A 24,358-nucleotide genomic window follows, 5' to 3' on the forward strand; every position below is an offset into this window, starting at 1 on the left:
GTTTACAGCCTGCCGGTAATTCTTGCCGGGAATGGCTTTTGGTACGGAACCTGGCGATTTGACCGGAAATGCGGCTCAAACTCTCCCAAACTGCGTTCCAAAATGTGAATAAGTTCTTGTTTTTCCTACTTCTTATCACATCTTGTAGAAGCGGATCGTCGCGTCCCGTCACATTTGACACGCCTTTTGTCACAGGCGAGCCTAATTTTCAACAGTCTTCGCGTTTAGGCGAATAACCAACATTTCGGCCCTGACCCGACATCTTGTCTCCGACATTGACAGAATGATGGCTACATGGGATTGCCGGGTCATGCGGATGTGGCGGAACTGGTAGACGCCCTGGATTTAGGTTCCAGTGCCGAAAGGCGTGGGGGTTCGAGTCCCTTCATCCGCACCAACCCCACATGAGCGTTTGGCTCCGCCTCATCCCGGATCCGTTGCTATCGTCCGCGGCCGAAAGCCCGTGAAAAGTCCTACCGATCGATCGCTTGAGAGATTGCCGATAATGAGGTCAACTCATTGTCGGGAATGGCGGGACAATGATGATGCTTGAATACTGGAACAAGGCCCACATCTGTGGGCTGCTCTCGGTGCGCTTCGGGCTCACGAGTTACCTGGAGATCAACACGAGCACTACGGGCTTCAGGTATATAGAAGCATCACAATTGGGTTTTCAGCCCTGCATGCGCCTGGTGTATCGGGCAACTGAGCCGCCAGTCGATGGCCTCCCCGTGGATTTCATCTCCGCAGACGAGGATATTGCGGCATGTCTCAATGACGTGCGCCTAAAGGGGCAGACATTCGACATTGTGTTCGTTGATCCGCACCACACATACGAGTGCTCGGCGCGCGATATCCGGGAAGCCTTCCGCATGGTCTCGCCCGGGGGTGCCGTGGTGGTGCATGACTGCCTGCCCCCAAACCGGACCGCGGCCAATCCCTCCTTTTTCCTCGGTGAGTGGTGCGGCGTGACCTACAAGGCATTTATTGATTTCGTTCTGGGCAATCCGGATCTCGACTATTTCACTGTGGATGCCGACTACGGCTGTGGCGTTATCCTGAAACCCAAGGGGGCCGTCGCCAAGGTAAAGAACTGGCTGCGCGCACGGCGCGTTCGCGCGTTGAGAGACGAATGGCGAGCGATCGGGAATGATTTCGACGCGGCATTCGACAGATTCGTGACCGACAAAATCAGACTCCTCCGCATTGTCGACTTTCGACTGCTTCGCCGAAAACTTCTCTGAAATCACATTATGGGCGCGATGGACATCAATAAAGCGGCTCCTCGAACAGCGTCTTGTCGCCATCCACCAGCGCCTTGATCTGCGCCGTGCCATCGGCAGCGAGCGCCAGCTTGATCCCGAACGGGCGCACCCGCATGTCACCCTGAATCGCCAGCCCTTCGCCTTCGGGCAGGTAGAACCGTTCGATGCCGTAATCCGGCGCGATCGTCATGCCTTCGCCGCGAAGGTCCCAACCCGCGGCGACATGGCCCGAAATGTCGGCCTCCTCTGCGCTGGCCGGGCCCGGCGCCTTGCCGAACCAGGCTGTGGTCGGTGTCCAGTACCCATCGGTGCCCTTCTTCAGCCGGACCACGATCGGCGTGTCGTCGCTCGAGAATTTGCCCTCGGGAATGTTGGCGATCATTTTCACCGGTATGCGCGAAATGTCATAGCCGAGGATGATATAGTCGCCGCGCAAGAGGTCGCGCGGATCGACGGGCTCGATCTTCAGCAGCACCTCCTTGCCATTGCGCAGGATCGCTGCCCGTCCGGCGATGATCCAACTCAGGAATCCGATCTGGACGAGCGTCAGGACCAGTGCCGAGATGACAAGCCTCTTTCCGGTCATCATGCCGTGGCTCCCCCGGTGGCTGGATCTTTCATGCGTTTTTCGACGCGGATGATGACGATCGCAAGCACGCCGAGCAGCACCGCGGCGGCCAGGAAGAAGCCGGCCGTATCGAGCATCGACTGCAAGGTCACGACATAGATGATGGCGAGTTCGAAGGCGAAGCCGAGATAGGCGAGCCAGCGCAGTCCCCAGCTCTCGCGCCCTGCCAGCACGACTGCCGCGACGATGCCGGCCAGTGCGACGACCGACGCGATGGCGAAACCGCTGTTGTAGGTACTTTCGTCGGCCAGTTCGAACTGGATGATGGCTAGGCCGGCGAGGAAGCCAAGCAACGCGTGCAACGGCAAGCGGCCGCCAAGCCGCACGATCCTGTCGACCGGTTCCGGTGCAAAGACGGCAACAGCGAAAAGCACCACAGAGACTATGACCAGCGGGATCGCCACCGGCAGCGTCGCATGGTCCATCGCCAGCAATACGAGATAGAAGAGCAGCGACAGGATGATCAGGTGCCGCGCCGGCTGGCTGCGGGTCCAGAACGAGACGGCAAACAGCACCACCGCCATGACGACGAAGGCATGCGGAAAGTCGCTACGGCTGTAATAGTCGAACCCTTTCAGGAACAGCCAGGCGTCGGCGATACCGACCGCCGCGACGGTCAGCGGGTTCGACCGCAGCGCGATCGCCGCCAGCGCCGTGCCGGCGCCCCAGGTGACCAGCGCCGAAGCCTCGTCGCCGGACAAATGGTACATCTGGCCAATCAGCGCGATCGAGCCGCCGAACGCGGCCGCTGCCACGATCCACAGGGCTTCGCCGATTGCCGCATGGTCGCGCGTCTTCAGCACCGCGCCGCCGACATAGCCGCCAAGGATGATGGCGAAAAGCGCGGCCACCCGCGCCAGCCGCGGGATCGTTTCCCAATTGGCGGCGACGAAGATAAGGACGGCCGCTCCAAAGAGCAGGGCTGCCATCATCGCCAGTATCGAGCCGAAGCTGAGCGACTGGCGTGCGTTGATCTCGACGTCGCGCCTCAGCACATCAGCCGTCGAGGCGTCGATCAGTCCGGCCTGCCGCCATCGCTCGATATCGGCCCTGACCCGTGTCGAGTATCCCGCCATGTCCTCACTCCCCACCCGGTCGTCTTTTTAGCCGACGCAGCCAAATCCTTGACGCCACGGCACTTTCTGATTCCGGCTTCTTTGTGTCAGGTCCGTGAAGCCGCGTTAATGTTGCATTGCACAATTTGCATTGCTGCCATGCAGTCATAGCGCTTTTAAATCGATATGGGTCTCCTATTTATGGTTCGTACACAAACGGAACGATCCGCGAGAAAGACGAAACGAGAACTACCATGAACCTGATCCGCAACTACCGCAACTGGCGCCGCTACCGGGACACCGTTTCCGAGCTGAGCCGCCTGAGCACCCGTGAACTGACCGACCTCGGCATCAGCCGCAGCGACATTCCTTACGTCGCTCGCAAGGCGGTCTAATTCTTCGGACCGCGAATGGTCCGAACCAGTTTTGAGAAGAGCATGACAATGAACCTGATCCGCAACTATCGTAACTGGCGCGTTTATCGCGAGACGGTTACCGAGCTGGGTCGCCTTTCGAACCGCCAGCTGCATGATCTCGGTATCGTCCGTGACGAAATCAAGGTCGTCGCCCGCAAGGCGATCTAACCAAGGAATTTCGCTGGGGTCGACCTCCTCCCCGACCCAAGCGAAGACGGTCAGCCCTTATCCTCCTCCCAAGGGTTGACCACCAAAACGGCGCCCGCCGCACCTCCTCCCGCGGCGGGCGTTGTTTCCCAGGCAAAACGAGTTTTGCCCAGAGGCTTTGCCCCTCTTTAAAGTGGCGAAAAGAATTTCGTCAAAGCCGACCTCCTCCCCGGCGATGACGAATAGGCCCAACCTTCACCTCCTCCCGAGGGTTGGCCACCCAAACGGCGCCCGCCGCACCTCCTCCCGCGGCGGGCGTTGTTTCCAGGGGCAAAACGAATTTTGCTCCAGAGGCTTCGCCCTCGCTAAAAATGCGAAAAGAATTTCGTCTGAGCCGACCTCCTCCCCGGCGATACGGTCGGCCTTCACCTCTTCCCGAGGGTCTACCCCCAAAACGACACCCGCCGGACCTCCTCCCCCGGCGGGTGTTGTTGTTTTCAGGGGCAGGCTTTCCCGACCAGGCCTTTCGCGCGCGCGACAATTGCAATCGCCGCGGCAAGCGATTATTCCGGCGCCATGAGCAAAAATCCAATCCATATCATCGGCGGCGGCCTCGCCGGTTCCGAAGCGGCATGGCAGGCGGCTGAGGCCGGCGTGCCCGTCGTCTTACATGAAATGCGTCCGGTTCGCGGCACCGACGCCCACAAGACCGATGGCCTGGCCGAACTCGTCTGTTCGAACTCCTTCCGCTCCGACGACGCCGAAAACAATGCCGTCGGCCTTTTGCATGCCGAAATGCGGCTCGCGGGCTCACTGATCATGAGCGCCGGCGACGCCAACCAGGTGCCGGCCGGCGGCGCGCTGGCAGTCGACCGCGACGGTTTTTCCGATGCAGTGACGAAAAAGCTCGAAGCACATCCGCTGATCACCATCAAGCGCGAGGAAGTTCCCGGTCTGCCGCCGGCGGAGTGGGACCAGGCGATCATCGCCACCGGGCCGCTGACCGCACCATCGCTTGCCCAATCGATCGCCGAGGCGACCGGCGCCGATGCGCTGGCCTTCTTCGACGCCATCGCGCCGATCGTCCATTTCGACACGATCGACATGGACACTTGCTGGTTTCAGTCGCGCTACGACAAGGTCGGACCGGGCGGCACCGGCAAGGACTATATCAATTGTCCGATGGACAAGGATCAGTACCTCGCCTTCGTGCAGGCGCTGGTCGACGGCCAGAAGACCGAATTCAAGCAGTGGGAAGGCACGCCCTATTTCGACGGTTGCCTGCCGATCGAGATCATGGCCGAACGCGGCGTCGAGACGCTGCGCTACGGACCGATGAAGCCGATGGGCCTCACCAATGCGCACAACCCGACGGTGAAGGCCTATGCGGTCGTCCAGCTGCGCCAGGACAATGCGCTGGGCACGCTCTACAACATGGTCGGCTTCCAGACCAAATTGAAGCACGCCGAGCAGGTGCGCGTGTTCCGCACCATTCCGGGCCTGGAAAACGCCGACTTCGCCCGCCTGGGCGGCCTGCACCGCAACACCTACATCAATTCTCCGACCTTGCTCGACGGCTCGCTGCAGCTGAAGTTGCGTCCCGGCCTGCGCTTCGCCGGCCAGATCACCGGTTGCGAAGGCTATGTCGAGAGCGCCGCGATCGGCCTGCTCGCCGGCCGGTTCGCCGCCGCCGAGCGGCTTGGCCATGCACCATCGCTGCCGCCGCTCACCACCGCCTTCGGCGCGCTGCTCAACCACATCACCGGCGGCCATATCGTCTCCGACGATGAGCCGGGCAAGCGATCGTTCCAGCCGATGAACGTCAATTTCGGCCTGTTCCCGCCGGTTGAAGCGCAGAAAGTCGAAGGCAAGCGCCTACGCGGCAAGGACAAGACCGTAGCCAAGAGGCATGCGATCACGTCGCGTGCGCGGGCCGATTGCCGGCAATGGCTGGGTTTGCCGGCACTAACGGCTGAGGCTGCGGAATAGCGGATTGCCGCATCTGTTTGGGTCAGAGTGCAAAGTGGTATAGTATCCTACTTTGCGTCACAGGGGCCGCTCCATGGAATCCGCCGAGAAACTATCCGTCACCGTCACGCCCGCCGTGGCACGTATGATCCGAGAAAAAGTCGAGGATGGCTCTTTCGGCTCAGCGAGCGAGGTCATCCGTGCCGCTCTTCGCGCCTTTCAGCGCGAAGAAGAAGAACATGCCGAACGTATGGCTTCGATCCGGGCGCGCGTAAAAGCTTCGATCGAAGACACGAGGCCAGGCGTCCCGCTGGACGAAGCGATCGAGAGAGTAAAGAAGCGAATCTCGGAGCTGGCGAGAGAGAGCGATGATCCAGCGTCTCGCCGTCATTCTTAGCCAAGAGGCGCTCGCCGATCTGGATTCGATTGCGAGCTATATTCTCGACCAGAGCGGAAGCGAGCGCGTAGCCGTTCAATTCGCGACCGGATCAAGCTTCGCTGCCAGAGCATCGGCAATGCGTCTCGCGGCGGGCGATCCCGCGACGGGATAGCGCCGGGGCTGCGAACCGTGCCGTTCGAACACTCGGCCGTCATCGCCTACGCAATCGACAACGACCTCGTGCGTATCGTCAAAATCTTCTATGGCGGTCGCGACTATGAAGCGCTGATGCGTGATGGCGGGTCGAGTGAGCCATCCTGACGCCAAGACCATTCCGCCGGCTCGACACCCGCCGGCGGCAATCCCGGCTTACCCGCCTCGCCCGGATTTCTCCGAACATACGCCGCCTTCAAGCTCTCCGACGTATCGCGCGAGCCGTCATGGCTCCAGCCTGGCGGCTTGATCAGGTAGTTCAGGCGCTCGCGCGGCGTCAGATCGGGTGCGAAGGCATCCCTGAATATGCCGATCCATTCGTGAAATGCAACTTTCAGCGGATTGAAAGTGCCCAGGTTCCTGACGATCCCGTAGCGCGGCCGGTCTTTCTCCAATTCCTCGACGAAGGTGCCGAACATGCGGTCCCAGATGATCAGCGTGCCGGCATAGTTGGCGTCGAGATAGCGCGGATTGGTGGCGTGATGGACGCGGTGGTGCGAGGGCGTGTTGAAGACGAATTCAAACCAGCCCCACATCTTGCCGATCGTCTCGGTGTGGATCCAGAACTGCCAGACCAGGTTGAAGCCGAAGGTAAAGGCAATCACCGTCGGGTGAAAGCCGAGCAGCACCAGCGGCGCCTGCAGCACGAACATGAAGGTGAACAGCCCGGTCCAGCTCTGCCTGAGCGCCGTCGACAAATTGTAGTGCTGGCTGGAATGGTGATTGACGTGCTCCGCCCACACCCAGCGCACCCGGTGCGCAATACGGTGATAGACGTAGTAGCGCAGGTCATCGAGCAGGAAGACGGCCAGGAACACCCAGCCCGACAGGCCGAGATTGAAGATACGGAACTGCCAGAGCCAGAGCAGCGCCCAGTAGGAGACGACGCCAAGCAGCAGCCCGGCAACGACATTGCCGGTGCCCATCATCAGGCTGGTCAACGTGTCGCGCGTCTCGAACGAGCCCTTCGCGCGACCTGTGCGCACCAGCCATAGCTCGATCAGGATCGCGGCGACGAAAAACGGAATGGCCAGTTGGGTGACCTGCGGAAAATCGTAGCTGTCCATCACGCGGCCGCCCTGGCGGAACTCGTGTCTCGCGGCTCGAGGGCGTTCAGCAAGGCCCGCGCGTCGGCGGCATTGGCGAAGCGGAAGCGGCCGCCCTTCCAGGTGAAGTCCGTCAGCCGCATCAGAATTGTGTTCGTCTCGTCAGGTTCGGACACCGCGACGTCCGCAGCGGTGACGATACGCGTCAAGAAACAGTCGCCGATGCCATGAACGATACCGACGCGCCCTCGCCCGATGTCCAGAAACGCGGTCCGGGCATCCGCCGTCAGACGGACAGTCGTGGCTGCCTCATCAGGAAAATCCTCGGCGAAAAGGCGCAGAGTTTGATCCCGGCTGTCCAGAGTGGCCAGCTTGCTGCCGCCGGTGAAATGCACTGCGGCAACCGACAGCGCAATGCCTAGCACGACGATCGCGACCAGCACGGGCAAGCTCATGGATTTCCTCCTGGCCAGCCCGTCGTCTTCGGCGACAGTTCTCGGCAGGCTGACTCCTTAACACGATTGACGTTTACGTCAAAGTGTCGGCCAGCCCTTGCCTGCACGACGCAGCAGCAACCAATGCCGGCGCAATGCCGACAGCCGTGCCACGCCGCTGAGCGGTGAGTGGCGCGGGCCTTCCATCTTGTCGAGATAAGCCCGTGACAGCGCCAGCGGCAGGAATGCCGGACGCAATGACCCCGGCAGCGCGGCGGCACCCCGCTCGAAGGCTGAAAGATGTTCGCGCGCCAGCGCGATCATCGCGGCCACGGCGCGCTGGGCGCCAGACCCGCCGTCACCGGCAACAAATTCTTCCGGCGACGAGCCCGCCGCCGCCAGGACGTCAGCCGGGATAAAACACTGCCCGCGCCTGCGGTGCAGCGGCAGCAGAAGCAAAAGCCCCGTTATTGCCTGGGCGCAGCCCGCCCTGCCCGCCAGTTCGGCAAATCCTGGCGCCTCGGCGGAATCGAGTACCATCGCCGCGAGTTGAATGAGCGCGGCCGCCGTCTCGCCGCAATAGCCCTCCAGATCGGTGCGCGATGGCATCGGGTCATCATAGAGATCGAAGATACGTGCCTCGAGCATGTTCTCGAAGGCCAGTTTCGGCAGCTTGAATGCCGCAATGGTGGCGTTCAAGGCTTCGGCAACGGGATGGCCAGCACCCGCTTCGCCGCCGGCGTCAATGACATCGCGCCACCACTGCAGCCGCACCTCGCCGGGCAACGCCTCATGGATGCGGTCACGGATGCCGGCGATCTCGGCATTGAAAGCGTAAAGCGAAAACAGCGCATCGCGCTTGTCGGCGGGCGCGTAGAGGGCGGTGAGATAGCGGTCATGGTCGGCGGCGCGCACCGCCTCCATGACGATTTTGGCATTCTGCGACATATCAGTCGACGGCAATGAGCGCGGCAGCCACGGCGCGGTTTTCCGCCAGAAGGACGTTGTAGGTCCGCACTGCTGCCCCGGTCGACATCGGGTCGAAGGCTATGCCTGCATCCTTCAATGCCCCTCGCAGTGCCGCCGGCAACGGCCGCAGATCCCTGCCCATGCCCACCAGCAGGATCTCGACCTTGTCGGCCTCGGCCATAAGCCGGTCGAAATCCGCGACCGTCAGCGCCAGGGGATTTGCCGGCTCCCAGCCGTGGATGCCGGACGGCAGACATAGGAGCGAGCCGCGATGCGACATGTCGGCAAAGCGGAAGCCGCCATTGCCATAAGCCTCGATTGGCGCGCGGCCGGGGAAATGCGCCTCGCGGATGACGATGCCTTTGCCGGTCACCACTCTGTCACCCCTTCGGGGCCGCGCGTCAGGTCGCGACCGCCTTACCACCGTTGACCGGCTTTTCCTCATCGGCTGAAGCCTGCGGCCGCAGCTTGAACAGGATCAGCAGTGGCGCCGCGATGAAGATCGACGAATACGTGCCGAACACGACGCCGAACAGCATCGCCAGCGTGAAGGAGCGGATCACTTCACCGCCGAACAGCACCAGCGCCAGCAGCGCCAAGCTGGTCGTCACGGACGTCAGCGTCGTTCTCGACAACGTCTCGTTGATGGCGTTGTTCAACAGTTGCGGCAACGGCATTCGCTTGTATTTTCGCAGATCCTCGCGGACGCGGTCATAGACGACGATCGTGTCGTTCAGCGAATACCCGATGATAGTCAGGATCGCCGCAAGGGAAGACTGGTTGAATTCGAGCCCGCTGATGACAAAAAACCCGAGCGTCATGACCACATCGTGCACCGTCGCAACAATGGCGCCGACCGCGAACTGCCATTCGAAACGGAACCAGACATAGACCAGGATGCCGACCAGCGCGACGATCATGGCTATCGTGCCTTGCTTGGCCAGTTCGCCCGAAACTGTCGGGCCAACCACTTCGACGCGGCGGAAATTATACTGGTCCTGCAACTCGCCGCGCACCTTGTCGATCACGGTCTGCTCGGCATTTTCACCCGCGTCTTGCGTGCCGACGCGGATCAACACGTCGTTGGGTGCACCGAACTGCTGCACCTGCACTTCGCCGATGTTCAGTTCCGTCAATCTGCCGCGGATGTCGGCGAGATCGGCAGTGCCCGACTTGGATTGTACCTCGATCAGCGAGCCGCCCTTGAAATCGATGCCGTAATTGATGCCGACACTCATGAACAGCACCACGGACAGTATCGACAATGTGCTCGACAGCCCGAACGTCCACCGGCGGATACCCATGAACGGAATTTTCGTGCCCGGTGGAACGAAGGTCACCGGTGCTTTCGGCAATTCCTTCGGACGGGCACGCCGCAGCCAGATCGAGACCAGCAGGCGGGTGAAGGTGAAAGCGGTGAAGACCGTGGTCAGGATGCCGATGGCATAGGTGATGGCAAAGCCCTTCACCGGTCCGGTTCCGAGATAGAACAGCACCACGGTCGCAATCAGCGACGTGACGTTGGAATCGACGATGGTCGCCAGCGCCTTCGAGAAGCCGGTGTCGATCGCCTGGATCACCGAGCGGCCGGCGCGTCGCTCCTCGCGGATACGCTCGTAGATCAGCACGTTGGAATCGACCGCCATACCGATGGTCAGCACGATACCGGCAATACCCGGCAAGGTCAGTGTCGCGCCAAGCAGCGACAGCAGCCCGACGATCATCGCCACGTGCACCGCCAGCGCGATGTTGGCGAGGAAGCCGAGGAAACCGTAGGCGACGAACATGAACGCCACGACGAGGATCGAACCGATGATGCCGGCGACCTTGCCCGCATGGATCGAATCCTGACCAAGGCCCGGACCCACGGTGCGTTCCTCGATGACGGTCAGCGTCGCCGGCAGCGCACCGGCGCGCAAAAGCACGGCCAGATCATTGGCGCTCTGGGCGGTGAAATTGCCGGATATCTGACCCGTGCCGCCGAGGATCGGCTCGCGGATCTGCGGCGCCGAGATCACCTGGTTGTCGAGGATGATGGCAAACAGCTTGCCGACATTCTGCGCGGTGGCCTGGCCGAAGCGTGCGGCGCCCTTCGAATCGAAGCGGAACGAAACCACCGGCTCGTTGTTCTGCGAATTGTATGTCGCCTGTGCGTCGACGAGGTTTTCACCCGATACGATGACGCGGTTCTCGATCAGGTAGGGAACCGGCGGATCGTCCTGCGAATAGAGCACGGAAGAACCGGCCGGCGGGCGACCCTTGAGCGCGTCCTGCACCGGCATCGACTGGTCGACCATCTGGAAGGTCAGCTTCGCGGTCTGGCCGAGGATTTCCTTCAGCCGCTGCGGATCCTGCAAGCCAGGCACCTGGACGAGGATGCGGTCGTCGCCTTGCCGCTGCACGATAGGCTCGGTCGTGCCGAGTTCGTTGACACGGCGCTCGACCACTTCGATCGACTGCGCCAATGCGGTCGAAGTGCGGTATTTAATGCCGGCATCGGTGACGGTGAACTTGAGCAGGCCCGGCTCGGAATCGTCGAGCGACATTTCCTGGATGGAACCGCCGGTGAAGAGGCCGGCAGCCACAGGATCGGTCAGGGTCTTCAACGCCTTCTTGGCGGCATCGAGCTGAGCAGGATCGGTGATGCGGACCTGCAAGGTGCGTCCCGTGCCGCCCAAGCCGGTATAGCCGATCTTGGCATCGCGCAGCAGTGTACGGATTTCATCGCGCGTCGTCTCGAGCCGATCCTTGATCAGATCGTTCTGATTCATCTCCAGCAGGATGTGCGAACCGCCCTGCAGATCGAGGCCGAGCGTCATCTGCCGCTTCGGCACCCAACTGGGGAGCTGGGCCAGCGTGCTGGCGGGGAACAGATTGGGCGCGGCGAGGATCACTGTGGCGGCCACGGCCAGCCAGATCAGGATCATCTTGAAGCGCGAAAAATAAAGCATATGGCGTCGTCCGTCAGAGCGTGTCCGCGGATCGCTCCGCCTGGAATTTGGTTATTTCTTGGCGTTCTGGTTAGCGACCGGTTCGCCCTTGACGCGCACGTCGGCGATCGTCGAGCGCAGCGCCGTCACCTTGGTGCCGCCGCCAAGATCGATCTCGAGCTCGTTGTCGTCGATCACCTTCGTTACCTTGCCGACGAAACCGCCGCCGGTGACGACGGTGTCGCCGCGACGAACCGCCGCCAGCATCTCACCGCGCTTCTTCAGCTGCGTGCGCTGCGGGCGGATGATCAGAAAATACATGATCACGAAAATCAGGACAAACGGCAAAATGCTGATGAACATATCGGGAGAGGCGCCGCCGATGCCTTGGGCGTATGCCGGTGTCACGAACATCGAGGTACTCCTGAATTTTGAAAAGCAGCCGCCAAACCGTTAAGCGAGATTGGCGGCCCCGCGAAATTTGGCCGGAATATAGTCGGTAAAGTTGCCAATGCAACTGCGCGGCCGGGCAAATCCGCTGCTTTTCCGGCCTGTTTAGCCGTGTTAGAGCAGGATCACGAAAACCGAGACCCGGTTTTCGGAAAAGATCACGTTCGAACAAATGGTTGCAACCGGTTTCGAAACCGCCGGAATCGAACCGGGGTCCGCCTGCCATCAAGAACCAAAGCAAAAGACCTGATATGACCGATACCAGCATCGACGCCCTGAACCAGAAACTGGACCGCCTGATCGAGGCCGTCAGCCGCCTCGCTCCGCCGCCGGTGCCTGAAACCGACCTCAACATAGCCGATTGCTTCGTCTGGCAGGCCGATCCCGGTTATCTGGAGCCGGTGGGCAAGGTAAACCGCGTCGACATTGGTCTGATCCGCGGCGTCGACCGGGTCCGCGACATCCTCGTCGACAATACCGAGCGCTTCGCCGCAGGCTTCGCTGCCAACAACGTCCTGTTGTGGGGCGCGCGCGGCATGGGCAAATCGTCGCTGGTCAAGGCCGTGCATGCGCAAATCAATGCCAAGACCCACTCCGGCCTGCCGCTGAAGCTGATCGAAATCCACCGCGAGGATGTCGATACGCTGCCGAAGCTGATGAGCCTGCTGAAGACGGCTCCCTTCCGTGTCATCCTGTTTTGCGACGACCTCTCCTTCGATCATGACGACACGTCCTACAAGTCGCTGAAGGCAGCGCTCGAAGGCGGCGTCGAAGGCCGCCCGGCCAACGTCATCTTCTACGCCACCTCGAACCGCCGCCACCTGTTGCCGCGCGACATGATCGATAATGAGCGCTCGACCGCCATCAACCCGTCCGAAGCGGTCGAGGAAAAGGTCTCGCTGTCCGATCGTTTCGGCCTGTGGCTCGGCTTCCACAAATGTTCGCAAGACGAATATCTCGATATGATCAAGGGCTATGCCAGCCATCATGGCCTTGACGTCGATCCCGAGCAGCTACGGGCAGAGGCGCTGGAATGGGCGACGACGCGCGGCAGCCGCTCGGGCCGTGTCGCCTGGCAGTTCACGCAGGATCTTGCCGGCCGTCTCGGAAGGCCATTGAAGGATTGAGGCGTTTGATCGCGTCGCCAACGCGATCAAACGCCAACGTCATTAGGGCGGCTGCGCCCGTCGCAGGTCGCGCGGCGTTTGGCCGATCTCGCGGCGCATCCAGTGCGCCAGATGTGACTGGTGCGCGAAGCCCGTCATTTCAGCCACTTCGCTTGTGCTGAGATCGCCTCGCTGCAGCAGAACACGTGCGCGTTCGACGCGACGTCGCAACACATAGCGGTGCAGGGTGACGCCCGTCGCCACCTTGAACCATATCCGCAAATGCGAGCTGCTCGCGCCGGCAACACGGCTTAGTTGATGGATCGAAAGCGGCTCGTGGAGAGCCGCCTCGATGTGTTCCAGCACGCGCTGGAGCTGGGCATTCGACAATCGGTTCGTTCGATCGATATCAGGTTCACCGAGGCCAAGCAGCCTCACCGCCAGTGCGGCGCCAATACTGTCGGCAAACAAAGGATCGCTCGGCGAGTTTGCGTTCAGCTCACTCTCGAGCGCTCGAGCGAGATATTCGATGCGCTGGTCACGAAGCAGGTGACGCGTGTCGAGCCGCAACGCTTGCGCCTTGCCGCCAAGCTCCGCCGCCACCCTGTCCATCAAGGCTGGCTGCAACGCGATCTCGATCGTGTTGAACGAGGTTTCGGCCTCGAAGCCGCCCTCCTGACCGGCCGGCACCAGATCAATATCGCCGGCGCGCCTGACGAAATATCGTCCGACCTGATTGCAGTAGGAGCGCGTCGCCGCGCTGGCATGCACCATGATGCGATGGTGTGGCGCCCGGGGCAGGCGGTGGACGCCGGCTTCGATATGCCGGGAGGCTAGTGTTACGTCGGACGCGACTGGGGCCGGAGCGTATTTGCGAACGCATGCTCTCTCGATTCGTGGCAAAACCTGTTCAAGATTTGGCAATTCCCGCGCGATTTTCAATGCCTTGGACCTGTACTCACGCCTCTCCATCAAACTTGAACGAGAGGTTATGCCATGAGTTTCTATGTTGTTGTCGGAGCCGGCCCGGTCGGTCGCGAAACCGCTCGCCTTCTTGGCGAGGAAGGACATGATGTCGTCCTCACCAGCCGGAGTGCCGGTTCGAACGCATTGCGGAATGTGCGGGTCGTACAGGCCGACGCCACCGATGCGTCGGAACTCGCGCGTGTCTGCCAAGGCGCCGATGCCATCTTCATGTGCGCCATGGCCACCTATCACAGGTGGCCGACGGACTTCTTCCCCATCATCGACGGCACCGTGCGCGCGGCGGAAGCTGTCGGCGCGAAGCTCATCGTGCTGGGAAACCTGTATGGCTATGGGGAAAATGCCGACAGCCCGCTTCGCTCCGACCTGCCCCTGGACCCGACTTCGAAGAAAGGAACCGCCAGGACGATCATGTGGCAGCGGGCGGTTCGTGCCGACGTACCGGCGATCGAAGTGCGGTCGAGCGACTATCTCGGGCATGGCGCCATCAGCTACTTCTCGCTGGTCGCTCTGCCCTCCATCATCGACGGGAAACCCACCGCTTTCATTGGAGACCTCGATGCGACGCATGCGTGGACCTTCACCAAGGACGTCGCCAGGACGCTTGTCGCGGCTTCCCGTTACGCGGGCGAATGGGGGCGCGCGTTTCACGTCCCCTCGCAATACGCCTCACCCAGGGAGCTCATCCAGAAAACCGCTGCGATGCTTCGACGAGAGGTTTCGGAAATCCGATCCTATTCCACTGCCGAGATGGAGGCATTGGGCATGCATGAACTCATCGAGATGAGCTATCTTTTCGAGAACCCCTTGCTGGTCGATTCTTCCGACGCCGAGATGCTTCTCGGTATCAAGGCCAGCAGCCTTGAGGTCATGATCGCCGACACGCTACGCGATCATCTTTGAGCCTTGAGAAGCAGGCATCCGACAAAACTGAAAAAGCCCGCTCCTTTCGGGGCGGGCCTGAGCCGGCGGGCCGGACTGGAGGTCAGACGGCCCGCAAATCGCTTTTTTTATTCTATTCGAGATAGCCTGACGGATCGACCGGAGCCGAGTTCTTGCGCACTTCGAAGTGCAGCTTCGGCGAGTCCGTCGTGCCGCTCATACCCGAGAGTGCGATTTCCTGGCCGCGCTTGACCTTCTGGCCGCGCTGCACCTCGATCGAGCTGGCATGACCATAGACAGTGACCAGACCATTCTCGTGACGCACCAGCACCGTGTTGCCGAATTCCTTCAGCCCGTCGCCGGCATAGATGACGACGCCGTTCTCGGCCGCCTTGACCGGCGTTCCTGCTGGCACGGCGATGTCGACGCCGTCCTTGCCGGATCCGAAACCGGAAATCACCCGGCCGCGAACCGGCCAGCGCATTTTGCCGATCCCAGTGGCACCCGGCGCCACCGCGTCGTCGTCCTCGGCCTGCTGGATGACCTTCGCGTCCTTCTTCGGCGGCGTGTAGGATGCCAGCGTTTCCGACGGCGTGGTCTTTGCCGGCGCTTGCGTGGTTGCCGTGGTCACCGGATCGACCTTGGCTGGCTTGGCGCTGGCTACTGTCGCTGTTCCGCCCGCCGGCACCTTGAGGGTCTGGCCGATCTTCCGCAGGCCATCCTTCATGCCATTGGCCTGCTTCAGCGCGACGACGCCGACGCCGGTCTTCCTGGCAATCGAGGACATCGTGTCTCCCGACTGGACCGTATAGGTCCCCGCGACGCCGGTTGCCTTGGCCAGTTGCGCCGGCTTGGGCTCCTTGGGCTGGCTCGCGGCGGCCGACGCGTCGACCTGAGCCGCGGACTTGCCCTCCTTGAGCTTCGGCTGCTGCGGCAGCACGGCGACCTTGTCCGGCGCGGTGGCCGGCAGATCGTGCTTGCCGTCCTTCGCCGGCTTTGCGTCGGCAACCTTCGGCTCGCTCTTGCTTGAATAGCCATAGGCCGGGATGACGATTTTCTGGCCGGTCTTCAGCCCCTTGGTCGGGCTCAGGCCGTTCACCTTCATGATGACATCGGCCGGCACCTTGTAATGCGCCGCCAGGCCGGAAATGGTCTCGCCGTCCCTGACGACGATTTCTGTCGCGTGCGGTGTGCCTGCCTGGGCCATCTTCGGTTCGTCGGGCTGGGCATTCTTGAAAGGCTTGGCGGCCGGCGCGACAGCACCGGTCGTCGTCCTGTCGACATGAGGAGCGGGCCGAACCAGGGCCGGCGCCGATGCGACACGCACCGGATTGGCGGCGGGCGCGAGCGCTGGAGCCGGCTGCGCCTGCGCGGAAGCCGGCGGCGGCAATGGCCGGCTGGAAACCGGTTCGAGACTGGAGCGACTGACCGACTGCGTATGGCTGCCGTCGAGCGGAGCGGCCGAGACATCGCCCGGATAGGGCTGCACCGCATCCTGCTTGTTGATGATGGCGCGCTGATTGTTTGTCGAGGAGGTGAAGACGTCATCGACACTGTTGAACCGCGAAGCCTGGGAACTGCACCCGGCCGCCGCACCCGCAATCATCAGAACAGCGCAGCCCCGCGCCAGATTGCGACTATTTGCCTTCAAAACACTGAGTTGCATCGCACTAACCCGCACAAACGCTGCACCAACTGGACAGGATTAAAGCGCGTTAATGTTACTGGGCGGTTAACCCATTAGAATCCGACGAAAATTTTCTTAAAACATTTGAGGATGGTCGGCGATGCCGATAGCGGGCCCGAAAGAGATCTGGCAGCCGGCCTGAAACTAGATAACCGCTGCCAGGCTGCGCAGAATTGGTTGCAGCCGCACCATACCGATATCCTCGCGTTCGAAACGGCTGCCGACCTTGGTGAGCTTGGCCAGCACCTGCTCCCCTTCCTCCGGCCCGATCGGCGCGATGACGATGCCGCCGCTCGACAATTGGTCGAGCAGGAAGCGCGGCAGGCTGTCGAACGCCGCCCAGGCCACGATGCGGTCAAACGGCCCCTCATTGGGCAATCCGTTGGAACCATCGGCGTGGCGCACGATGGCATTGCCAATGCCGAGCGCCTCGAATCGCTGCCGGGCTTGCTCGACCAGCGTCTTGTAGCGATCGACGGTCACGACGCGCGCCGCCAGCCGGGACATGACAGCCGACGTGTAGCCGGAGCCGGTGCCGATCTCGAGCACGCGGTTTCCCGTTTCGATAGCGAGTGCGGCGATCACCGCCGCCTGCATGTCAGCCCCTTCGATCGCCTCGCCGCATTCGATCGGCAACATGCGATCCGACCAGGCGATCGGGTGGAACTGCGCCGCCAGGAAGCCGCGCCGGGGTGTCGCCTCGAAAGCCGCGATCAGCGCCTTCGGCACCGTGCCCCTGCCGCGCAGGCGCAACAGGAAAGCGGCAAATCCTTCGCGATCGTCGATTGGAAAGCCTTGGTTCATGCAAGCGCCTTGCTCAATTGGTCACGGATCTCGTGCGCGGTGAGGTCAAGCTGCAACGGCGTCACAGACACCAGCCTGTTGCGCAGGGCAAAGAGATCGGTTCCCTGCTTGCCTTCGACCGGCTCGCGGCCGAAGCGCAGCCAGTAATAAGGCAGGCCACGGCCGTCGCGGCGCTCGTCGACCCACAGGCTATGAACCAGCTTGCCCTGCGTGGTGACAACAGTGCCGGCCACCTCCTCGGGAAGGCAGTTGGGGAAATTGACGTTGAGCAGCACGCCGTCGGGCAGCGGCGCCGCGACGAGCTTCTTCAGCAGCGCCGGCGCCAGTGCTTCGGTCGTCTCGTAAGGGACGACGCGATCCTCGCCGACATAGCTGTAGCCCTGGCTGAGCGCGATCGACCTGATGCCGAGCAGCGCGCCTTCCATGGCACCGGCGACGGTGCCCGAATAGGTCACGTCATCGGCGATGTTGGCGCCCGAATTGATGCCGGACAGGATCAGGTCGGGGGCGCCGGGCAGGATCTTCCTGACGCCCATGATGACGCAATCGGTCGGCGTGCCGCGCACGGCAAAATGCTTCTCGCTGATTTTTCGCAACCGCAGCGGCTCCGAGATCGAGAGCGAATGGGCATAACCCGACTGGTCCTGCTCCGGCGCCACCACCCAAACATCGTCGGACAGTGTGCGGGCGACGCGCTCGAGCGACGCCAGGCCCTCGGCATGAATGCCGTCGTCATTGGTCAGAAGAATGCGCATTATTTCGATTCGATCTTTTCCAGGCCGCCCATGTAAGGCCGCAGCACTTCAGGAATGGTTACGCTGCCATCCTCATTCTGGTAGTTTTCGATGACAGCAATAAGGGCGCGGCCGACAGCGGTGCCCGAACCGTTGAGCGTATGGACGAAGCGGTTGCCCTTGCCGTCCTTGTCCTTGTAGCGGGCGTCCATACGGCGCGCCTGGAAATCGCCGCAGACCGAGCAGGACGAGATTTCGCGATAGGCGTTCTGGCCGGGCAGCCAGACCTCGATGTCATAGGTCTTGCGCGCGCCAAAGCCCATGTCGCCGGTGCACAGCACCATGGTGCGGAACGGCAGGCCGAGCCGCTTCAGCACTTCCTCGGCGCACTGCGTCATTCGCTCATGCTCGGCCAGCGAGGATTCCTGGTCGGTGATCGACACGAGCTCGACCTTGTAGAACTGATGCTGACGCAGCATGCCGCGCGTGTCACGCCCCGCCGAGCCTGCCTCCGAACGGAAGCAGGGCGTAAGCGCGGTGTAGCGCAGCGGCAGCTTTTCATGCGACGTGATTTCCTCGCGCACGAGATTGGTGAGTGGCACTTCGGCGGTTGGGATCAGGCCAAGCCTGCCCTCCCCATGTGGCGTGAAGAACAGATCCTCCTCGAATTTCGGCAACTGGTTGGTGCCGAACAGAACGTCGTCCTTCACCATCAGCGGCGGGATGATCTCCTCATAGCCGTGCTCGGTCGTGTGCAGGTCGAGCATGAATTGGCCGATCGCGCGTTCCATCCGCGCCAGGCCGCTCTTGAGCACGGTGAAGCGCGAGCCCGACAGCTTTGCCGCGCGCTCGAAATCCATCATGCCGAGCGCTTCGCCGATCTCGAAATGCTCCTTCACCCAGTTCGGACGCGTCGGCACTTCACCAACGGTGCGCTTGACGACATTGTCGTGCTCGTCCTTGCCGACCGGCACGTCGTCGAACGGCACATTGGGCAGCACCGCCAGCGCGTCGTTCAGCGCCTTGTCGAGCTCGCGCTCGCGCGCCTCGCCGTTCTGGATGAAAGTCTTGATCTCGCCGACTTCGGCCTTGAGTTTTTCGGCAAGGGCGGCATCGCCCGAACGCATGGCGTTGCCGATCTCCTTCGAGGCGGCGTTGCGGCGCTCCTGCTTGGTCTGCAGTTCGGTGACATGCTCGCGCCGCGCCTCATCCCGGGTGATCAGATCATCGACCGTGGACTGCGCCTCAGCCGACGGCCACGAGCGCTTGGTGAGCGCCTCGACAAGGACCTTCGGATTGTCGCGAATCCATTTGATGTCAAGCATGGTTTGAACGCTCCTCGGGTAGCATGTCGCCCAAAAGTGCGCAGCGGTTTTGGGACAACGACATGCTCAAAACAAAAACTGAAACGCACCGCCTTTGTGGCGATGCGTTTCAGTCAGAGGGGGTAAACCGCATCCTTGATCGATGCAAGATGGGCTGATTGCTGTTTTCCGACGCTGGCCCGGCCCTGTTGTCCTACGAAGCAGCTGGCGCTGGCGGCTCGTCCGGCGCCTTGTCCGCCACGGTCTCGCCGGCTTCCTGCTTCTCGCGCGCAAGCCGCTGTTTTTCCTGATCCCGCTCGATCCATCGCGCGGCCCAGATGGAGACCTCGTAGAGAAGGATGGTCGGAAGGGCCAGACCGATCTGGCTCATCGGATCTGGAGGTGTCAGCACCGCGGCCACGATGAAGGCGATGACGATCGCCCATTTGCGCTTTTCCGCCAGCGCCTTGGACGACAGCATGCCGACACGCGTCATCAGGCTGGTCACCACCGGCAGCTGGAACACCAGGCCGAAGGAGAAGATCAGCGTCATGATGAGGCTGAGATATTCCGACACTTTCGGCAGCAGGGAAATCTGTACCTGGTCGTCCGTGCCGACCTGCTGCATGGCGAGGAAGAACCACATCACCATCGGCGTGAAGAAGAAATAGACCAGCGAGGCGCCCATCAGGAACAGGATGGGCGATGCGATCAGGAACGGCAGGAAGGCATTGCGCTCGTTCTTGTAGAGGCCGGGCGCGATGAATTTGTAGATCTGCGTGGCGATCAACGGAAAGGCGATGACCATGCCGCCGAACATGGCGAGCTTGACCTGGGTGAAGAAGAACTCTTGCGGCGCGGTGTAGATCAGCTCGACCTTGTGCGGGTCGAGCCCCGCCCATTTCGTCGCCCATTTGAAGGGGACGACCAAAATGTTGAACAGCCGCTTGGCGAAGAAGAAGCAGACCAGGAAGGCTACGAAGAAGCCACCGAGCGACCAGATTAACCGCCTGCGCAACTCGATCAGGTGCTCCATCAGCGGCGCCGACGATTTTTCGATCTCGTCCTTTTCCTTGTCCGAAACGCTCACTTGGCGGCTCCAGCCGTCTTTTTGGTCACCTGCTTCTTCGCCGGAGCAGGCTTCGGCTCGGATTTCGTCCCAGCCTTGGCGGCGGCGGTCGACTTGGCGGCAACAGGCTTCGTCACGGCCGCGGCTGCAGGCGTTGCCGCTGTCGTGGCCTTCCTCGGCGCCTTGGGCGCGGGCGCGGCTTTTGCCGTCGGCGCGGGTGCGGCTTTTGCCGTCGCCGCCTTCGCGGACGTCGAGGCCTCGGACGGCGCCTTCGCAGCCGGTGCCGTCTTCGCGGTTTTCTTAGCTGCCTTCGGCGCAATGGCAGATTCCGTGGATGCCGCCACCACCGATTCATCGGTCATCGCCGGGAAAATCGGGGCTGGTGTCGTGGCTTCAGGCCCGTTGACGCCAGGCATGGTCGTTGCACCGTTCTTCAACGGCTCGGCCACCTGTGGCGTCGAAGCGGCGGGGGCCAACGGATCGGCCGCTGGTTTCGGCTTCATCACGGCGTCGACGCCGGCGCGCACATCGGCCGCAGCCTGCTCGAACGGATTAAGCTGCTTCTTGATCTCGGCAACCGGGCTCAGGCCCCTGAGCTCGTCGACCGACTTCTTAACGTCGTCGAGCTCGGCTTCCTTCAACGCCTCGTTGAACTGCTTCTGGAAGTCGCCCGCCATGGCGCGCAGCTTCGCCGCCGTGCGGCCAAAGGTGCGCAGCATGTTGGGCAAATCCTTTGGCCCGACGACCACGATCATGACGATCGCGATCACCAGCATTTCGGTCCAGCCGACTTCAAACATGGCAATCTGTTCCGACTAGAACTCTTTGGCTCAGCTCTTGCTGGCCTTTTCCTTCGCGGCCGAAACGGTCTCATCGGCACGGTGTTCGACGGTGCGCTTGTCGTCGGCGACGTCGTCGTCGGCCATGCCCTTCTTGAAGCTCTTGATGCCCTTGGCCATGTCGCCCATCAGCTCGGGGATCTTGCCGCGGCCGAACACCAGAAGCACGATGACCAGCACGATCATCCAGTGCCAAATCGAAAATGAACCCATAGCAAATCTCTCTCGAATGGTTTCCCTGGCGATGATCTATGCGTTTTCGCGTTGGGATTCAAACACAACCGCGACAGAGTTTATGAAAGGGTGTCGGATGTCACGCATTTTCAGCGAAGCGGCCCGCTACCAAACGGCGCATGTAAAGGCGTAAAGCGGCTTTTGATAGGCGCTCGTGGTCAATCTTCCGTGACGCGCGGCGTCAGCAGACCGAGCTCCTCGAGATCGATGTCGGTCAACGGATCCTCGTCCTCGGTCAGCATGTCGGGATCGGCGGGCGGCTGCGGGATGGAGAAGTTCGATGGCATGCGGCCTGAGAGCAGACCGGCGCCCTTCAGTTCCTCCATACCTGGAAGATCGCGGATCTCCTCGAGCGCGAAATGGTCGAGGAAGGTTTCGGTGGTGCCATAGGTAACGGGACGGCCGGGCGTTTTGCGCCGGCCGCGCATGCGCACCCATTCCGTCTCGAGGAGCGTATCCAGCGTACCCTTCGAGGTCTCGACGCCCCTGATGTCCTCGATCTCGGCGCGCGTCACCGGTTGGTGATAGGCAATGATCGCCAGCACCTCGAGCGCCGCCCGCGACAGTTTTCGCTGCTGCACCGTATCGCGGCTCATCAGGAAGGCCAGGTCGCCGGCGGTGCGGAACGCCCAGGCGTCGCCGACCCGCACCAGATTGACGCCGCGCCGGGCGTAGATCTGCTGCAGCTCTGTCATGGCGAGGGCGACGTTGATGCCATCGGGAAGCCGTGTGGCAAGCTGCTTTTCGCTCACGGGCTCGGCGCTGGCGAACACGATCGCCTCGGCCATGCGCACGGCTTCCGCCATATGCAGCCGCTCGGCCGGATTCTGTACCGAAGCCTGGGCGATCTCACCCTCTTCCGGCTCATCGTCCACCTTGAAAGGAATAACCGAAGCGTTGGCGCGTTCGCTCATGATGCCACCTCGACTGCCTTGATTGTCTGTGCGCGGTGGTCGCGCAGATAGATCGGTGCGAACACCTCGTCCTGCCGCATATCCATCTTGCGCTCGCGCACCAGTTCCAGTGTGGCCGCGAACGAACTGGCGATCGCGGTGCGCCGCTCTTGCGGGCTGGTCAGATATTGGATGAGGAAGCTGTCGAGCGTCGTCCAGTCGCGCAACGAGCCGATCAGCCGGGTCAGGATGTCGCGAGCATCCTTGAGTGACCAGACGCCGCGCCTGGCGATCGTCACATTGGTGATCGCCTGCTTCTGCCGCTGCTGGGCATAGGCGGTCAGGAGATCGTAGAGCGAAGCCGAATAAGTGTTGCGCTTCTCGATGATGACCATTTCCGGCATGCCGCGCGCGAACACGTCGCGGCCGAGACGGTTGCGGTTGACCAGACGCGCCGACGCGTCGCGCATGGCTTCGAGCCGCTTCAGCCGGAATTGCAGCACCGCCGCCAGTTCCTCGCCGCTTTCGCCCTCTTCGCCCGGCTGCTTGGGGATCAGGAGCTTCGATTTGAGGAACGCCAGCCACGCCGCCATCACCAGATAGTCGGCGGCAAGTTCGAGCCGCAGCGCCCTCGCCGTCTCGACAAAGGTCAAATATTGCTCGACCAGCGCCAGGATGGAAATGCGCGCCAGGTCGACCTTCTGGGTGCGGGCCAGATGCAAGAGAAGATCCAGCGGGCCTTCGAAGCCGGCCACGTCGACGACCAGCGCCGGGTCGCCCGTCAGCCGAGACTCATCGTTCTCGGCCCACAGACGGTCCATCGGTGCAGCCTTCGCGGCCTTGCTTTCCAATGCTTCCGCCACTGCCTGTCACGTCCTCTTGCTAGGCCACCGCGTCGAAATAGGTGGCGAATTCGGCACGGATCTCGGTTTCTTCGGCCGCGTCGCGCTTGCTTATATAGGTCATCGCCCGCTTGGCGCGCTCCAGCGACTTGCCTTCAAGCCCCGTGGTGCGCGATGCGATGCCCGCCATCTCCTCAAAAACACCGTTGCAGTGAAGGACCAGATCGCAGCCCGCCGCAAGGATCGAGGCCGCCTTTGTCGGGAAATCCCCAGAAAGTGCCTTCATCGACGTGTCGTCGCTCATCAGCAGTCCATCGAAGCCGATCTCGCGTCGAATGATCTCGTCGATGACCTTGCCGGAAGTCGTCGCCGGGTTCTTGGGGTCGATCGCGCTGTAGACGACATGCGCGGTCATTGCCATCGGCAGATGGTTGAGCTCGCGGAACGGAGCAAAGTCATGCCGCTGCAGATCGCTGAGCGAGGCGTCGACGACGGGCAGTTCGAAATGCGTGTCGGCAAAGGCCCGGCCGTGCCCCGGAATATGCTTCATCACGGGCAGCACGCCACCCGACATCAGGCCCTCGGCCGCGGCGCGGCCGAGTTCGATGACCGGACGCGGATCCTTGCCGTAGGCGCGCGCGCCGATGACATCGCTGGCCCCTTCGATCGGTACGTCGAGCACCGGCAGGCAATCCGCCGATATGCCGTAGCGCAGCAGGTCGAATGCATGCAGCCGCGCCATCAGCCAGGCGGCGCGGGCGCCGGCGTCGTGGTCATCGCGCCACAGCGCCCCAAGCGCGCCGCCGGCCGGGTAGTTCGGCGCCAGCGGCGGCCGCAGGCGTTGTACCCTGCCGCCTTCCTGGTCGATGAACACCAGCGCGTCGGGGCGTCCGATACAGTCGCGCATTTCGGCGACCAGATCGCGGATCTGCTCGGCCTCGCCGATATTGCGGGCAAACAGGATGAAGGCCCACGGGCATTCGTTGCGATAGAAATTGATTTCTTCGCGGGTAAGCGATTTCCCGGCACAGCCGAGGATCATGGATTTTGATTCGGTCATTTCAGGAGTCTAGGGCTTCG

The 24,358-nt window shown here is 62.1% G+C and carries 28 protein-coding genes and 1 tRNA gene; 10 read left to right on the plus strand and 19 right to left on the minus strand.

The features are described 5' to 3' along the window. Positions 1-312 precede the first annotated feature (312 nt). Both O7A60_RS16940 and O7A60_RS16945 read left to right on the plus strand, forming a co-directional pair. Positions 313-397, plus strand: a tRNA-Leu gene (locus O7A60_RS16940). Between the two features lie 142 nt (positions 398-539). Then, positions 540-1,244, plus strand: coding sequence for a class I SAM-dependent methyltransferase (locus tag O7A60_RS16945; RefSeq protein ID WP_337107222.1), 705 nt, complete (start codon positions 540-542; stop codon positions 1,242-1,244). Between the two features lie 25 nt (positions 1,245-1,269). Here the strand turns inward: O7A60_RS16945 and O7A60_RS16950 are convergent, their stop codons facing one another. Together O7A60_RS16950 and O7A60_RS16955 are read right to left on the minus strand one after the other, a co-directional pair. Next, a complete protein-coding gene (locus O7A60_RS16950) occupies positions 1,270-1,854 on the minus strand; it encodes a GDYXXLXY domain-containing protein (RefSeq protein WP_337107223.1) in 585 nt (194 codons plus the stop codon). Further along, entirely contained in the window at positions 1,851-2,969 is a 1,119-nt protein-coding gene (locus O7A60_RS16955) for a DUF2157 domain-containing protein (protein WP_337107224.1), read from the minus strand. The genes O7A60_RS16950 and O7A60_RS16955 overlap by 4 nt, the downstream gene beginning before the upstream one ends. Before the next feature lie 233 nt (positions 2,970-3,202). Here O7A60_RS16955 and O7A60_RS16960 point away from each other — a divergent pair, with 233 nt between their 5' ends. From O7A60_RS16960 to O7A60_RS16985, 6 genes are all read left to right on the plus strand, one after another. Beyond that, positions 3,203-3,343 (plus strand): DUF1127 domain-containing protein, encoded by a 141-nt coding sequence (locus O7A60_RS16960; protein WP_084637119.1) that lies wholly within the window; start codon positions 3,203-3,205, stop codon positions 3,341-3,343. A 48-nt stretch (positions 3,344-3,391) separates the two neighbouring features. Continuing rightward, complete coding sequence (locus O7A60_RS16965) at positions 3,392-3,532, plus strand: DUF1127 domain-containing protein (protein ID WP_337107260.1); 141 nt, start codon at positions 3,392-3,394, stop codon at positions 3,530-3,532. A gap of 555 nt (positions 3,533-4,087) precedes the next feature. Then, positions 4,088-5,500, plus strand: a complete 1,413-nt coding sequence (gene trmFO / locus O7A60_RS16970) for a methylenetetrahydrofolate--tRNA-(uracil(54)-C(5))-methyltransferase (FADH(2)-oxidizing) TrmFO (protein WP_337107225.1) — start codon at positions 4,088-4,090, stop codon at positions 5,498-5,500. Positions 5,501-5,573: 73 nt separating this feature from the next. Next, positions 5,574-5,876: a type II toxin-antitoxin system ParD family antitoxin gene (locus O7A60_RS16975; RefSeq protein WP_337107226.1), complete on the plus strand. Its 303-nt coding sequence runs from the start codon at positions 5,574-5,576 to the stop codon at positions 5,874-5,876. Continuing rightward, the gene (locus O7A60_RS16980) at positions 5,848-6,030 is read left to right on the plus strand and encodes a hypothetical protein (protein ID WP_337107227.1); all 183 of its coding nucleotides are present in this window, start codon (positions 5,848-5,850) and stop codon (positions 6,028-6,030) included. The genes O7A60_RS16975 and O7A60_RS16980 overlap by 29 nt, the downstream gene beginning before the upstream one ends. Then, a complete protein-coding gene (locus tag O7A60_RS16985; RefSeq protein WP_337107261.1) occupies positions 5,988-6,179 on the plus strand; it encodes a type II toxin-antitoxin system RelE/ParE family toxin in 192 nt (63 codons plus the stop codon). The genes O7A60_RS16980 and O7A60_RS16985 overlap by 43 nt, the downstream gene beginning before the upstream one ends. Here the strand turns inward: O7A60_RS16985 and O7A60_RS16990 are convergent. From O7A60_RS16990 to yajC, 6 genes are all read right to left on the minus strand, one after another. Then, the gene (locus O7A60_RS16990; protein WP_337107228.1) at positions 6,134-7,138 is read right to left on the minus strand and encodes a sterol desaturase family protein; all 1,005 of its coding nucleotides are present in this window, start codon (positions 7,136-7,138) and stop codon (positions 6,134-6,136) included. The genes O7A60_RS16985 and O7A60_RS16990 overlap by 46 nt on opposite strands. Then, entirely contained in the window at positions 7,138-7,572 is a 435-nt protein-coding gene (locus tag O7A60_RS16995) for a hypothetical protein (protein ID WP_337107229.1), read from the minus strand. Before O7A60_RS16995 ends, O7A60_RS16990 begins: the two co-directional genes overlap by 1 nt. 78 nt (positions 7,573-7,650) lie before the next feature. Continuing rightward, on the minus strand, positions 7,651-8,499 hold the full coding sequence (locus tag O7A60_RS17000) for a phytoene/squalene synthase family protein (RefSeq protein ID WP_337107230.1): 849 nt from the start codon (positions 8,497-8,499) through the stop codon (positions 7,651-7,653). Between the two features lies 1 nt (position 8,500). Beyond that, entirely contained in the window at positions 8,501-8,896 is a 396-nt protein-coding gene (locus O7A60_RS17005; RefSeq protein ID WP_337107231.1) for an Mth938-like domain-containing protein, read from the minus strand. Between the two features lie 25 nt (positions 8,897-8,921). Then, positions 8,922-11,471 carry a protein translocase subunit SecDF gene (gene secDF / locus O7A60_RS17010; RefSeq protein WP_140768055.1) on the minus strand — a complete coding sequence of 850 codons (2,550 nt, stop codon included), beginning with the start codon at positions 11,469-11,471 and terminating at the stop codon, positions 8,922-8,924. A gap of 51 nt (positions 11,472-11,522) precedes the next feature. Beyond that, the gene (gene yajC, locus O7A60_RS17015) at positions 11,523-11,864 is read right to left on the minus strand and encodes a preprotein translocase subunit YajC (RefSeq protein WP_010909882.1); all 342 of its coding nucleotides are present in this window, start codon (positions 11,862-11,864) and stop codon (positions 11,523-11,525) included. 287 nt (positions 11,865-12,151) lie between these two features. Here yajC and O7A60_RS17020 point away from each other — a divergent pair, with 287 nt between their 5' ends. Beyond that, on the plus strand, positions 12,152-13,027 hold the full coding sequence (locus tag O7A60_RS17020) for an ATP-binding protein (protein ID WP_337107232.1): 876 nt from the start codon (positions 12,152-12,154) through the stop codon (positions 13,025-13,027). 42 nt (positions 13,028-13,069) lie between these two features. Here O7A60_RS17020 and O7A60_RS17025 read toward each other — a convergent pair whose 3' ends face one another. Next, positions 13,070-14,077, minus strand: a complete 1,008-nt coding sequence (locus tag O7A60_RS17025) for an AraC family transcriptional regulator (RefSeq protein WP_337107233.1) — start codon at positions 14,075-14,077, stop codon at positions 13,070-13,072. Here O7A60_RS17025 and O7A60_RS17030 point away from each other — a divergent pair. Further along, on the plus strand, positions 14,003-14,893 hold the full coding sequence (locus O7A60_RS17030) for an NAD-dependent epimerase/dehydratase family protein (RefSeq protein ID WP_337107234.1): 891 nt from the start codon (positions 14,003-14,005) through the stop codon (positions 14,891-14,893). The two genes, O7A60_RS17025 and O7A60_RS17030, sit on opposite strands and share 75 nt — an antisense overlap. 112 nt (positions 14,894-15,005) lie before the next feature. Here O7A60_RS17030 and O7A60_RS17035 read toward each other — a convergent pair whose 3' ends face one another. The 10 genes from O7A60_RS17035 to nagZ all read right to left on the minus strand — a co-directional run bounded on the left by O7A60_RS17035 (position 15,006) and on the right by nagZ (position 24,338). Continuing rightward, positions 15,006-16,538 (minus strand): peptidoglycan DD-metalloendopeptidase family protein, encoded by a 1,533-nt coding sequence (locus O7A60_RS17035; protein WP_337107235.1) that lies wholly within the window; start codon positions 16,536-16,538, stop codon positions 15,006-15,008. A 165-nt stretch (positions 16,539-16,703) separates the two neighbouring features. Then, positions 16,704-17,363, minus strand: a complete 660-nt coding sequence (locus tag O7A60_RS17040) for a protein-L-isoaspartate(D-aspartate) O-methyltransferase (protein WP_337107236.1) — start codon at positions 17,361-17,363, stop codon at positions 16,704-16,706. Next, positions 17,360-18,118 (minus strand): 5'/3'-nucleotidase SurE, encoded by a 759-nt coding sequence (gene surE / locus O7A60_RS17045; protein ID WP_027146802.1) that lies wholly within the window; start codon positions 18,116-18,118, stop codon positions 17,360-17,362. Before surE ends, O7A60_RS17040 begins: the two co-directional genes overlap by 4 nt. Continuing rightward, complete coding sequence (gene serS, locus O7A60_RS17050; RefSeq protein WP_337107237.1) at positions 18,118-19,422, minus strand: serine--tRNA ligase; 1,305 nt, start codon at positions 19,420-19,422, stop codon at positions 18,118-18,120. Before serS ends, surE begins: the two co-directional genes overlap by 1 nt. Positions 19,423-19,615: 193 nt before the next feature. After that, entirely contained in the window at positions 19,616-20,491 is an 876-nt protein-coding gene (gene tatC, locus O7A60_RS17055; RefSeq protein ID WP_337107238.1) for a twin-arginine translocase subunit TatC, read from the minus strand. Continuing rightward, a complete protein-coding gene (tatB, locus tag O7A60_RS17060) occupies positions 20,488-21,270 on the minus strand; it encodes a Sec-independent protein translocase protein TatB (RefSeq protein ID WP_337107239.1) in 783 nt (260 codons plus the stop codon). The genes tatC and tatB overlap by 4 nt, the downstream gene beginning before the upstream one ends. Before the next feature lie 30 nt (positions 21,271-21,300). Next, entirely contained in the window at positions 21,301-21,522 is a 222-nt protein-coding gene (locus O7A60_RS17065) for a twin-arginine translocase TatA/TatE family subunit (protein WP_015317533.1), read from the minus strand. Positions 21,523-21,701: 179 nt separating this feature from the next. Continuing rightward, positions 21,702-22,457: an SMC-Scp complex subunit ScpB gene (gene scpB / locus O7A60_RS17070; protein ID WP_337107240.1), complete on the minus strand. Its 756-nt coding sequence runs from the start codon at positions 22,455-22,457 to the stop codon at positions 21,702-21,704. Further along, entirely contained in the window at positions 22,454-23,257 is an 804-nt protein-coding gene (locus O7A60_RS17075; protein WP_140508733.1) for a segregation and condensation protein A, read from the minus strand. The genes scpB and O7A60_RS17075 overlap by 4 nt, the downstream gene beginning before the upstream one ends. Positions 23,258-23,318: 61 nt before the next feature. Beyond that, positions 23,319-24,338: a beta-N-acetylhexosaminidase gene (nagZ, locus tag O7A60_RS17080; protein WP_027146796.1), complete on the minus strand. Its 1,020-nt coding sequence runs from the start codon at positions 24,336-24,338 to the stop codon at positions 23,319-23,321. Positions 24,339-24,358 lie beyond the last annotated feature (20 nt).

The organism is Mesorhizobium salmacidum (SeqCode), from assembly GCF_037179605.1.
Taxonomy (GTDB): domain Bacteria; phylum Pseudomonadota; class Alphaproteobacteria; order Rhizobiales; family Rhizobiaceae; genus Mesorhizobium; species Mesorhizobium salmacidum.